This window comes from Blautia glucerasea (assembly GCF_020537505.1).
Lineage (GTDB): Bacteria > Bacillota > Clostridia > Lachnospirales > Lachnospiraceae > Blautia_A.
Genome location: NZ_JAJBMO010000020.1, coordinates 66,849 through 79,299, shown reverse-complemented (window position 1 = coordinate 79,299; position 12,451 = coordinate 66,849). Strand labels below are relative to the sequence as shown.

Annotated in this window: 8 protein-coding genes and 1 tRNA gene; 7 read left to right on the top strand and 2 right to left on the bottom strand. The window is 46.0% G+C overall.

Annotated features, from left to right (window positions below):
* Nucleotides 1-374: 374 nt before the first annotated feature.
* Nucleotides 375-447: transfer RNA gene (locus LIQ05_RS14450), tRNA-Lys, on the top strand.
* A 356-nt stretch (nt 448-803) separates the two neighbouring features.
* Entirely contained in the window at nt 804-1,568 is a 765-nt protein-coding gene (locus LIQ05_RS14445; protein ID WP_226821726.1) for a hypothetical protein, read from the top strand.
* A 673-nt stretch (nt 1,569-2,241) separates the two neighbouring features.
* Here the strand turns inward: LIQ05_RS14445 and LIQ05_RS14440 are convergent.
* Nucleotides 2,242-2,934 carry a C40 family peptidase gene (locus tag LIQ05_RS14440; RefSeq protein WP_226821723.1) on the bottom strand — a complete coding sequence of 231 codons (693 nt, stop codon included), beginning with the start codon at nt 2,932-2,934 and terminating at the stop codon, nt 2,242-2,244.
* Nucleotides 2,935-3,502: 568 nt separating this feature from the next.
* Here LIQ05_RS14440 and LIQ05_RS14435 point away from each other — a divergent pair.
* The 5 genes from LIQ05_RS14435 (at nt 3,503) to LIQ05_RS14415 (ending at nt 10,783) form a co-directional block, all read left to right on the top strand.
* A complete protein-coding gene (locus LIQ05_RS14435; RefSeq protein WP_226821720.1) occupies nt 3,503-5,374 on the top strand; it encodes a DUF885 domain-containing protein in 1,872 nt (623 codons plus the stop codon).
* A 182-nt stretch (nt 5,375-5,556) separates the two neighbouring features.
* On the top strand, nt 5,557-7,095 hold the full coding sequence (locus tag LIQ05_RS14430) for a CapA family protein (RefSeq protein ID WP_226821716.1): 1,539 nt from the start codon (nt 5,557-5,559) through the stop codon (nt 7,093-7,095).
* A gap of 264 nt (nt 7,096-7,359) precedes the next feature.
* Complete coding sequence (locus tag LIQ05_RS14425; protein WP_226821713.1) at nt 7,360-8,721, top strand: SPFH domain-containing protein; 1,362 nt, start codon at nt 7,360-7,362, stop codon at nt 8,719-8,721.
* 87 nt (nt 8,722-8,808) lie between these two features.
* Nucleotides 8,809-9,897: a hypothetical protein gene (locus LIQ05_RS14420; RefSeq protein ID WP_226821711.1), complete on the top strand. Its 1,089-nt coding sequence runs from the start codon at nt 8,809-8,811 to the stop codon at nt 9,895-9,897.
* A 13-nt stretch (nt 9,898-9,910) separates the two neighbouring features.
* The gene (locus LIQ05_RS14415; protein WP_226821708.1) at nt 9,911-10,783 is read left to right on the top strand and encodes a TPM domain-containing protein; all 873 of its coding nucleotides are present in this window, start codon (nt 9,911-9,913) and stop codon (nt 10,781-10,783) included.
* 189 nt (nt 10,784-10,972) lie between these two features.
* Here the strand turns inward: LIQ05_RS14415 and LIQ05_RS14410 are convergent, their stop codons facing one another.
* Entirely contained in the window at nt 10,973-12,325 is a 1,353-nt protein-coding gene (locus tag LIQ05_RS14410) for a uracil-xanthine permease family protein (protein ID WP_226821706.1), read from the bottom strand.
* Nucleotides 12,326-12,451 lie beyond the last annotated feature (126 nt).

Genomic DNA, 12,451 nt, shown 5'->3' with positions numbered 1-12,451 from the left:
GAAAGTTTCTATGTACCAGCTAGTCCCAGCCAGTACACAGCATTTGGGCAATGGGTATTACTCCAGCGAGCCATTTCAGGCGCGCCCTTAGCGTAGGCGAAATCCAGCGCTTACGTAGACTTATGCGTGAGGGCTCTCCCGAACGCATTAGTCGAAGTTAGCGATTAGTTCGCTGGAGCGTTGCGCCGGCGAGTGAGTAATACCCATTGTCCAAATGCGTCCCTCCTGAAGAACTTTTCAACCCACAAAATAGCAATCGTAAAAGTTTTCGAAAAAATTTAAAAAAATTATAAAATTCCTATTGACTTTTGGTACACACCTGATATATAATACATCTTGCGTTGAGGAAATAACAACTCAGCAAAATACGAGATGCGCCTTTAGCTCAGTTGGTAGAGCACCTGACTCTTAATCAGGGTGTCCAGGGTTCGAACCCCTGAAGGCGCACTGAAAGCACTGTTTTTGCGGACAAAGCGATTGCCGCGGGGACGGTGTTTTTTTGTACTCTAAAAGCCAGTAAAATTAAGGCTTCCGGGGATTTTAACCCACTTCATCATAAATTGAGATCTCACTCTTTTCCCAAAGCAAACCTCTTTTTAATGATTCACTTGAATACAATTTCAAAAAGCTCTATTTTCACTCGCCTTCTCGAAACGCAAACACATCATTCAATGTAAATTGTTTAAATGGAATTGACTATGCCGATTATTATCGGTACAATAATAAAAAACATACGCTAAAATTCATCAGAAAGGAGAAGAAAATTTACAACCATTAAACAAAAATGTAGGGAGGAAAATAAAATGAAGAAAATGAAAAAGACACTTTGCGGCTTTCTTGCATGCCTGCTGTTAGTCGCCGTCACCCCATTATTGGCAAATGCAGCTGCCAAAGCACCTGCTTGTCCCCAAACTCAGACCCTTTATTTTGAAAAATTAGCCCCTGTCAAAAACGTAAATCAGACATCTGTAAGTGGCTATATTTACATCAAAAATCTTTCATCCACAGCAACTATCACCAACATAAAATCGTCCAACAAATACTACACAGCTTACACTCGCCAGGGATTAAATGCCATCCAGATTTGTGAAAGCAATAAGTTCTACATGAAAAATCACAAGATTAAGGCCGGAGAAAAATCTACTTTCAGCTTTGTGGTTAACCAAAATGGTAAAAGCTATAAGTTATCCTGCAAGGTAACCTTCAAGCAGCATCCCGCAGTTTTTAAATCATTTAAGGTCGGCTCCAAAAATTATGCTTCTGCAATCAAAGGTTACTGGCAGTATGGTGCCAAAATTTCCCGCTCTGGAAAAACACAGATAAAAGCTACTGCTGCTAAAAATTACAAAATTGATTTTATCGAAATTGCTTATAGAAAGGGTAACAAAGCTTTCACCAAAAAGATTAAAAACGGACAGAAGGCTTCTCTGAAAAACGCTACTGCAATCACCGTTACCTACCATACAACGAAAAAGCCACAATATTACAAAGCACCTGGCTCTGACTACTACCATTACGAAGGACAGCCAACCCCACTTTATTCCGATTTCCAGTTTATGTTATGGTAATACAGACTCTAGGGACTGTCAGAAGACAGTCCCTTTTTTACACTGAAAATTCACTTTATTATAGAAGAATATGAATAAAAAACTATTTTAGCAACTCTTGTACTCTCTGTTTTTATTATTGCAACCACCCAACAGCCAGTCAATTTAAAGCCTTAAAATTATCAGATAGTTTTCTCTCAAATTCCTAAATTGTTATTTTTTCTGCAAATATTCTATAATATTTTGATTTTGTAAAAGTCAATACCTTTTTCCCGATTTCTGTCGAATTTTACATTTTCATAACAATAACCAAAACATTTGTTTCGATTCCCATTATGTAAATCAACTCATCCACATGCTTTTCCATGTGGATAATGTGGATAACTTTGTGCATAACTTGATTTTTCAGCGTTTTTCCATATTTTGAAAAGTGGAAAACTTTTGCTGGACTAATTCACCTATCCACATTTTCAAGAAGTCTTTGTGCAATCTGCCAATTTCAACATTTTTCGCCATTTCCACTTGAAAAATATCGTATTTACAATACCTTACAAAATACGCACAAATCAAATTTGTTCTCTCACCATTCCCCTGTGTATTTCGCTAGAGCGTGTTTGAAAAAGGCTTTCTAAGACCGGGGACCCTTCCCCTGCGCAAGTACTGGAACATGTAAAATACTTCCAGTCTCTCATCCTTATTCACTGACAAAACCATCTACTTCAATATAAGCTCCCACTCCCACAGGAGCTTCATAATCATAATTGGAAATCTTGATTCCGGATGCAGATGTGCTGGCATGGATGATCTGTCCGTTTCCAATATAAAGTGCTACATGGCTGATCCCACTTCCGTAGAAGACCAGATCTCCTGGTTCTAAGTCTGCCACACTCTTTTTCGCAGACTGATAATACTGGTCCGCCGCCACCCTGGGCAGAGAATATCCAAACTGGGCAAACACAGACAGCACGAACCCCGAGCAGTCCGCCCCATTTGTCAGGCTTGTCCCACCGTAAACATAAGGATTTCCCTCAAACTGCAGGGCAAAATCCACGATCTGCTGGCGGAGCTCTTCCTCTGAGAGTACATCCCCGGTATCTTCCTCATCATCAGCATTCTCATTTCCATCTACGCCCTTCTCATTCAGCGCCTCCGTGTTTTCAGCGACGTTTTCCTCAGTATTCTCAGCACTCACAGCTTCATTTGCCGCCCCAACTGTCTGAGCCCCTTCCACTTCTTCCTCTGGCATCTCAGCCATAAACGCCTCACCTGCTTTTTTCACAGCAGCCTCAGTCGCTGCAAATGCAGTCTGTGGAAAAATCATCTGGGAACAGACTGTTATACACATTGTCATCCCACAAGCCAGTTTTTTCATTTTATTTTTTAACATTCATACACCTCTCGATTTATATAAAATTACCCTTCATTTCCAGATCCGGAAATTTCCTTTCCATTACTGTTTTCTGGAGTCGCTCTAACATTACGGTGCAAATCCCGAACAGTAACCCGTTTCATTCTTTCGCGATATACTCTTTCGCCTTCAATTGTTACATTTTTATTAAGCTTATGTAACAGTTACGTATAATATCACAACAACCTGCCGCCGTCAATTTTCCCTCCGCCTACCGGGAAAACCGGTTTTCCGTGAAATTCCACAACTTCAACATTCCGTCACACTTCATTTTCGTCAGACCGCCAGTCCCGTACACAAACTCCTCATACGACGGGCGCCATGGAACCAAATATCCCGCATACTCTACCGAAATTCTCAATAATATAGTAGAAATCCCCCCTGCTTCGGAGGGCATATTATGCCAGATACTCCCAAATCCACAGATTATAATTGCCGAGAGCATGCCGAAACCGAAAAGACCCTTTCAAATAACAGGAGTAAATTTCATACTTTTTTCTCACAAAACAACTTTTTTAATTCCTCATTTCCATTTCATAAAAATATAATGCTTCCTGCAATTTTTCTGCTCCTGTTCCTCTCCTTCACCTGGCTTTCCAGCCACATATTTTCTGAAAACGCCCACTTCGAAAAATTTGCAGAATCCATATTTGAAAAGGAAATTTCCGGAAACGCCCTGAATCTCCACTATTCCCTGGCCTACCCGGAAAAGCAGGGCATCTCCCGCCCACGTGCCACCCTTGGCACCATCCCCCAGGACAACGAAAAAGCAGCTGCCCAGTGTCTGGACTATGAAAAAAAGCTAAAAACCTTTTCCACATCCAAACTCTCTGCCACCAACCGTCTCACCCTGGACCTGCTGCTTCTTTACTACCATACAGAAGCCACCCTGGGAGACAGGTATCTTCTGGAAGAACCCCTCAGTCCAAGCCTTGGCATCCAGGCCCAGCTGCCTGTCCTTCTGGCAGAATACGCTTTTTATGAAAATCAGGACATCACCGATTACCTGAACCTTCTGTGCAGCACCGGTGACTACTTCCAAAGCATTCTTGCATTTGAGCAGGCAAAATCAGACGCCGGATTTTTCATGTGCGACGAAACCCTTGACCGCATCCAGGAACAGTGCCGCGCCTTTATACAGAACCCGGATTCCAACTATATGCTGGAAATTTTTTCCCAGAAGCTGAAGAACTACGGCAAGCTCTCCAGCCAGGACCAGGAACAGCTAATCCGAACCCACAAACAAATCCTTCAGGAAAAAGTTCTCCCTGCCTATCAGAAGCTGATCGAAGGCCTGGAACAGCTCCGGGGCACCGGCAAAAACACAGGAGGACTGGCGAATTTCTCCGGTGGAAAAGAATATTACCAATACCTGCTCCAAAGTCAGGTTGGAATCTACCTGCCTGTGGAAAAGCTGGAAAAACGCCTTACCCAGCAGCTTTCCGCAGACTCCCAGGAGCTTTCCCTTCTTTTGGAAAAATATCCGGAACTCTTTTCCCTTCTGGAAGCCAAAGCAGATCTGCCAGGCATGGAGCCGGAGCAGATTATCACCACATTGGAGACTGCTATTTCCCAGGATTTTCCATCCACACCTTCTGTGGACTTTGAGATCCGTTCTGTGCATAAATCTATGGAAGAATTTCTAAGCCCGGCATTTTACCTGACACCGCCAATGGACACTGGTGCGCCAAATGTGATCTACATCAATCACGGACGGCAGATCTCCAATCTGGAGCTTTTTACCACACTGGCCCACGAAGGGTTTCCCGGGCATCTTTACCAGACGGTCTATTTCGGACGGCAAAATCCTTCCCACATCCGTTATCTGATCGACTACAGCGGATATGTGGAAGGCTGGGCAACCTATGTGGAAAGTTATGCCTACGGTTACGCAGCCAGCTACCTGTCCGCAGCCCAAGGCCCTGCCGCGGAAATCACTGACCCACCTGCGACTGCCGGCCTCCAGGCTTCAGATACTTTCTCCGAATCCACCATCACACCCTCCTTGCCAGGTTCTGTGACAGCGGCTTCTCAAAGCACCACCCTGTCCCCAGAGGAAGCCTCCGCCTACACCCGCCTGTCCTGGTTAAACCGCAGTGTCAACCTGTGCATCTACTCCCTTCTGGATGTGGGAATCCACTACCGCGGCTGGACCCCCACCCAGGCCGCCAGGTTCCTGAACCTTTTCGGGATTCGTGACGCCCATGTCACTGCTGAAATTTACCGCTACATCGCAGAAACTCCGACTAATTATCTGAAATACTATGTTGGATACTTAAATTTTCTTGATCTGAAAGAAGAACAGCAGACTCTCCTTGGGGAAAATTTTGACCTGAAAGCTTTTCATCAGCAGATCCTGTCCATCGGACCGGTACAGTTTCCAGTGCTGCGAAAATATATTAACGAGAAGATCGGATAAACATAGCTGCAATTTGCTTCGTTCACATACCTTCGTGGAATAATATCTGTGAACAGCAGCTTTCTGTAACATTTTTTTAAAGATTTATGTAATAACTTCTTTCTTTGGTCACAATAATTTGCTATAATAAATGCAAATTAGCAAACATAGCTTTCCTACATTCATAACAAAGGAATAAAACCATGAAAAAACGAGATAATATTCCATTAAATTATAAAGAACGGCTGAATTCCAGAACCAGCTTTCTGGTATCTGTGGCAGTCCTCATTGTTCTGTGCCTGATTTTTAACCAGATGGACTACACCATGATCCGGCAGCCTGCTGCCCAGGCCAGGAAAACAGCCGAGGCCCAGAAACAAAAGGAGGAAGCCGAGGCAGTTGCCACTCCGGAAGTCACCACCGCCACAGTTCTTGCAGTTGGCGACAACCTGGTACAGCCAAGCCTTCTTTCATCCGGACAATCAGACAGCGGCACCTGGAATTACGACAGCGTTTACGCCAACCTGAAAGCTGACATTCAGGCAGCTGACATCTCCATCGTAAACCAGGAGACACCATTTACCGCAGATCATAATGCAGTTAGTGGTACCGCTCCTTATGCCACCCCCACTGAGATTGGGGATGCCCTGGTAAATGCAGGATTTAATGTGGTCACATCCGCCACTTCCCTCATTGACGACAACGGCACTTCCATGATCACCGAAACCCTGAACTATTGGAAAACCAGCCATCCGGATGTAACACTGGCAGGTATCCATGAGAATCAGACCGGCACAGATGCCCCAAAGATCGTGGAGATAAACGGAATCAGGATTGCCATCCTGGACTATACATTCCCGGCATATGGCAGCCAGGACACAGGTTCTGACCAGTCCTCCGAAGAGGGCACCGAGGATTCTTCCAGCTCCGGTACTGCAGGAAGCAACTCCACTTCCGCCAAAGGTTCTATGATCGATACCTTCACCACCACCGATGTTGCTGCAGCCATCAAGCAGACGAAGTCCTCAGCTGATTGTGTGATCTTCTGCGCAAACTGGGGTAAGACCGAAGAGCCTATGCCTACCGAATATGAGAAAGAATGGGCGAACTTCCTTATGGAACAGGGTGTGGATGTTGTGATCGGCACCAATCCTAATGTGCTTCAGCCTTTCGGTTATCTTACCGATGATTCCGGTCACAACATGTTGATCTACTATTCCCTTGGCAACTTTGTCACCGGACAGGAAACGCTGAAGCAGCTTCTTGGCGGAATGGCAACCTTTACCATCCAGAAGACTGTAGAAGGCGGCCAGACCACCGTTGAGATCCAGGATGCTGCATTGACGCCGCTGGTAATGCATTACAGCTATGACAATAAGGAATATGCTCCTTACAAGCTGGATGACTATACAGATGCACTGGCCTCTGTTCACAGCGTCCGCGAATCTATCGGAGATGAATTCTCCCTTGAGAATCTTTCAACCAAGTATGACGAGATCATGTCCATGAATGTTACACCATCTACGAAGACAGATCTTATGGATGTCACCTTTGATTCTGATGGAAATATGATGGATTCCAATGGAAATTATGTAGAAGATAATGATTCCATCACTTCTTCCTGGTACTATCAGAACCTTTCCAGCCAGAGCAGCTCCGACAGCACTTCCGGCGACAGCTCCGAAGCAGACAACTCCGAATCCGATGGCTCTGATTATTCCGAGGACGATTCAGAAGAATAAAAATGACTAAAATTCGTATTTCGAATGCCCAAAATCCACAGTACTATATGAATAGGCTGTGGATTTTTTTTACGCGTGCAAATAACGTCTTATTTTCACGAAAACCTGTCTTTTTTCACAGGTTGCTTGTTTTTTCAGATAAAATCATATAAACTTTAAATATAAGCGCATAAACGAAAAAACGCTCGGACAACTGCTGTACAATGAAAAATTCAGTTTTTTATCTACAGCCTTTGGACGATTTAAAAGAAAGGGGTTACTATTATGGGACTTATTAAAGCAGCACTGGGAGCCGCAGGCGGCACACTTGCAGACCAGTGGAAAGAATTTTTCTACTGCGATGCCATTGACAACGACGTTCTGGCGGTGAAAGGCCAGAAGCGCACCTCCAAGCGTTCTTCCAATAACAAAGGAAGCGACAACATCATCACCAGCGGTTCCGGAATCGCCGTTGCAGACGGACAATGTATGATGATCGTAGAGCAGGGCAAGATCGTAGATATCTGCGCAGAGCCTGGCCAGTACACCTACGATGCTTCCACTGAGCCAAGTATTTTTTCCGGCAATCTGGGCGACGCCATTCTGAATACCTTCCATACTATTGGAAAACGTTTCACCTTCGGCGGTGACACAGGCAAAGACCAGCGTGTTTACTATTTCAACACTAAGGAACTGGTAGACAACAAATTCGGCACACCGAATCCGATCCCATTCCGCGTGGTAGACCAGAATATCGGACTGGACATTGACGTTTCTGTCCGCTGCAGCGGTGTTTATTCTTATCGAATTGCCGACCCGCTTCTCTTCTATTCCAATGTGTGCGGAAACTTCGAGCAACAGTATGACAAAGAGCAAATCGCGGGCCAGCTGAAAACAGAGTTCATCTCCGCCCTCCAGCCCGCATTTGCAACCATCTCCCAGCAGGGAATCCGCCCAAGTGCACTTCCCGCTCATGCAATGGAGCTTTGTGATGCCATGAACCAGGCTCTTACCCAGAAATGGAGCCAGCTTCGCGGTCTTGTGATCGTTTCTGTCGCCATGAACCCTATCACTCTTCCAGAAGAAGATGCGAAGATGATCAAAGAGGCTCAGCGCATGGCTATCCTCCGCAATCCAGCTATGGCAGCTGCTACTCTTGCAGGGGCACAGGCAGACGCTATGAAAACAGCAGCGGGCAATGCAGGCGGCGCTATGACTGGTTTCATGGGAATGAATATGGCAAATATGGCCGGTGGATTTAATGCGCAAAACCTTTACGCTATGGGACAGCAGCAGGCTGCCCAGCAGATGGCACAGCAGCCAGCTCAGCCGCAGATGGCTTCCCCGGCACAGTCCGCTCCTTCCGCTGAGCAGTGGAAATGCTCCTGTGGCGCTGTGGTTTCCGGCAATTTCTGTCCGGAATGCGGTGCGAAAAAGCCACAGGCTCCTACGGCAGGCGGAAGCTGGACCTGTTCCTGCGGTGCTGTAAATACAGGCAAATTCTGCTCCAACTGCGGTTCTCCCAAGCCGGCAATGAAGCCCCGCTACCGCTGTGACAAGTGTGGCTGGGAACCGGCAGATCCAGCCAATCCGCCAAAATTCTGCCCGAATTGCGGAGATCCTTTTAATGAAGGAGATATCCAGTAAATAAACCGCAATGCCCTATATATGCTGCGCATTTAAACTCTATTGTTTAAATGCGCAGATATCCCATATTCCGAGAGGAGATAAACTATGTCCGATTTACTTGAATATAAATGCCCCTGCTGCGGTGGAGCCATTGAATTCAACAGTAAGCTTCAGAAGATGAAATGCCCTTACTGCGACACTGAATTTGATATGGAAGCCGTCAAAGAGTTTAACGAAGCCGCAGCTGAACAACAGACCGATGACTATAGCTGGGAAAATGCCTCTGACAACGCCTGGAAGGAAGACGAGGCCAGCGGCATGTCCGTCTACATATGCCAGTCCTGCGGCGGCGAGATCGTTGCAGATGAAAGCACCGGTGCATCCAGCTGCCCCTTCTGTGGAAATCCGGTGGTCATGTCCGGCAAGTTTTCCGGTGCCCTCCGTCCAGACTTCATCATTCCCTTTAAGCTGGACAAAAAGGCAGCCAAAGCAGGCCTTTCCAAACACCTTCACGGCAAGATCCTTCTTCCAAAGGTGTTCAAGAAGGAAAACCATATTGACGAAATCAAAGGTGTCTATGTACCTTTCTGGCTCTTTGATACAGATGCCTCTGCAGATATCCGCTACCACGCTACCAAGACCCGCTGCTGGAGCGACAGCGATTACGATTACACGGAAACCAGTCATTACTCTGTTTTCCGTGCTGGAAACATTGGCTTCAACCAGATCCCGGTAGATGGTTCTTCCAAGATTGACAACGATTTAACAGAATCTCTGGAGCCTTATGTGACCTCTGAGGCCGTAGACTTTGCCACACCGTATCTGGCAGGCTATGTAGCAGACAAATACGACGTGTCAGCAGAGGAATGTGCTGAGCGTGCCAACCAGCGTGTGAAAAGAGCCTCTGAGGACGCTTTCCGCGACACCGTCATCGGCTATGACACCGTTACCCCAGAGGACACCCGCATTCAGCTAAAAGGCGGTAAAACCCACTACGCCCTTTTCCCAGTATGGCTTCTTTCCACTACCTGGAAGGGTAACCACTACCTGTTCGGCATGAACGGCCAGACTGGTAAATTTGTGGGCAATCTGCCTGTAGACAAGGGTATTTTCACCAGATGGTTCCTTGGACTGACTGCAGGCTTTTCCGTAGCAGCCTATGTAATTGCATGGCTGGTTCACACATACTTTTAAGGAGGAGCATGCTATGAAAAAACAATCTATAGGAATTATCCTGGCGGCAGCTCTGGGAGTGGGAAGCCTTTTCGGTGCAGCCATTCTAGGTGCAGATACGCCTTTTAATACCTCTTTGCCAGGTACAGGAGCTTCTACTGTACAGGCCGCATCCAACAGTGATGAAGAATATGACCCTTATCAGGACTTTGTAGCTTCCGACGACTTTTCCCTTGTCAAGGACGAGGCGGATCTTCTCACAGATGAGGAAGAGTCTCTGCTTCTGGACAAGCTGCAAACCCTCACCGACGAATACAGCTGCGAAGTGGCAGTCGCCACAGTAGAGTCGAAAAAAGGCTATGAAATGAACTTCTTTACAGACCATTTCTTCGATGAAAACGGCTACGGCGTCGGCGAGAATTATGACGGCATCCTTTTCATGGTCAGCATCGGAGACCGTAAATGGCACATTACCACCCACGGATATGGAATGACCGCATTTAATGATGACGGACTTGCTTATCTGAAAGACAATGTGGAGCCTCTGTTAAAGGATGAAGACTTCTACGGAGCCTTCGACACCTACGCAGACCTGTGCGGGAATCTCTTGGAGATGGCAGCTAACGGGGAGCCTTATACAGAGCCCTTTTCTCCCATGTGGATCCTTATTTCACTGGGTATAGGACTTGTGCTTGCGTTCCTTTGCACCATGGGTATGAGAGCCCAGCTGAAGAGTGTGCGCCCCCAGGACAGCGCAGTGGATTATGTACGTAAGGGAAGTATGGATGTAACAAGATCAAACGATATTTTCCTGTATCATACCGTTACCAGAACCGAAAAGCCCAAGAACGACAGTTCTTCAGGCGGTTCCGACAGCGACCACGGCGGTACGGGAGGAAGTTTCTAAGACTTACAAATTGCAGGAATAATTTTACATATTCTAATAAATCCTGCATTATAAAGTTCTGCGCCTGAAGCAGAAAGCTTTAAACGATATCAGTAAACAAAAAAAGAACCCGATTCACTATGATAAATAAATGTATGAAACATTTAACTTTCTTGAATCGGGTTCTTTTTATATATTTTTCACAAACGATTAATCGTCTTCCAGCTCTTCTTTCTTTACAGACTCAAACACATAATCATTTCCCGGAAGGACAGCGTTCAGCAGAATTCCTACGATTGCCGCAAGTGCAAGTCCTGTAAGAGTGATATGTGCGCCTGCAATGGTAAAAGTAAATCCATCTGAAATACCAAGTCCGCAAACCAGGATAACTGCTGTGATCACCAGGTTACGGGAACGTGTCAGGTCTACTTTGTTTTCAACCACGTTACGGACACCAACCGCAGAGATCATTCCGTAAAGGATGAAACTGATACCACCGATGATCGCGGACGGAAGGGAGCTGATCACCTCTGCCATCTTCGGGATAAAGCTGAGGATAACTGCATAAACAGCTGCCAGACGGATTACATTTGGATCATAAACACGGCTTAGGGCAAGAACACTGGTGTTCTCACCGTAGGTTGTGTTTGCAGGTCCACCGATCATTGCGGACAGGGAGGTTGCAAGACCGTCGCCAAGCAGGGTGCGGTGAAGTCCCGGATCCTCGATAAAGTTGCGGTCAACGGTTGCGGAAATGGCGGAAATATCACCGATATGCTCCATCATGGAAGCGATAGCGATAGGTGCCATTGCAAGGATTGCAGTGATATTAAATTTACAGAGGAAAAATTTCGGAACACCCACAATTGGTGCGCCAGCTACGCCAGCAAAGCTGAGGATTGCACTTCCGTCTGCGTTTGTCATGCCAAAGGCATTCATAATCAGGGCTACTACATAGGAAACCACAATCCCCATCAGGATCGGAATGATACGGAACATTCCAACGCCCCAGATATTGAAGAAAATGACAGTTCCAAGTGCGATCAGGGCAAGGATCCAGTTCTTGGAGGCATTGCTGATCGCAGATGGTGCCAGGCTAAGACCGATACAGATAATAATAGGACCGGTTACAACTGGCGGCAAATAACGCATAACGCGTTTTACACCGATAACCTTAACGATCATGGCCAGTACCAGGTACAGAAGTCCTGCTACAAACACACCGCCGCATGCGTATGGAAGCTTCTCTCCATAAGACATGTTTGCAAAGATTCCGGTATCCAGTTCTGCAACTGTGGCGAAACCGCCAAGGAATGCAAATGAGGATCCAAGGAATGCAGGTACCTTCATCTTGGTCAGTACATGAAACAGAAGTGTTCCAAATCCGGCGCAAAACAAAGTTACCTGAATGGATAAACCTTCACCGTGAAAATAATTGTTTACCAGGATCGGCACCAGAATGGTTGCACCAAACATGGCAAACATGTGCTGGAGCCCCAGAATCAACATCTGCGGGATTCCCAGCTTTTTGGCATCATAAACGCCTTCAACTCTGAACTTCATAAATAAAGCTCCTCCTTTTCCCATGCATTAGAACATGTTTGAAGATTGCGGGAATGATTTTTCAAACATGCTCTAGTATGAGATGTACCAATGCGGCTTATACTGTAAACAGTATCGTATTTCGTC

Coding starts and splice junctions, on each gene's coding strand:
- LIQ05_RS14440 (WP_226821723.1), bottom strand. CDS start 2,934: ATGTTAAAAAATAAAATGAAAAAACTGGCTTGTGGGATGACAATGTGT.
- LIQ05_RS14425 (WP_226821713.1), top strand. CDS start 7,360: ATGGGACTTATTAAAGCAGCACTGGGAGCCGCAGGCGGCACACTTGCA.
- LIQ05_RS14430 (WP_226821716.1), top strand. CDS start 5,557: ATGAAAAAACGAGATAATATTCCATTAAATTATAAAGAACGGCTGAAT.
- LIQ05_RS14420 (WP_226821711.1), top strand. CDS start 8,809: ATGTCCGATTTACTTGAATATAAATGCCCCTGCTGCGGTGGAGCCATT.
- LIQ05_RS14445 (WP_226821726.1), top strand. CDS start 804: ATGAAGAAAATGAAAAAGACACTTTGCGGCTTTCTTGCATGCCTGCTG.
- LIQ05_RS14435 (WP_226821720.1), top strand. CDS start 3,503: ATGCTTCCTGCAATTTTTCTGCTCCTGTTCCTCTCCTTCACCTGGCTT.
- LIQ05_RS14415 (WP_226821708.1), top strand. CDS start 9,911: ATGAAAAAACAATCTATAGGAATTATCCTGGCGGCAGCTCTGGGAGTG.
- LIQ05_RS14410 (WP_226821706.1), bottom strand. CDS start 12,325: ATGAAGTTCAGAGTTGAAGGCGTTTATGATGCCAAAAAGCTGGGAATC.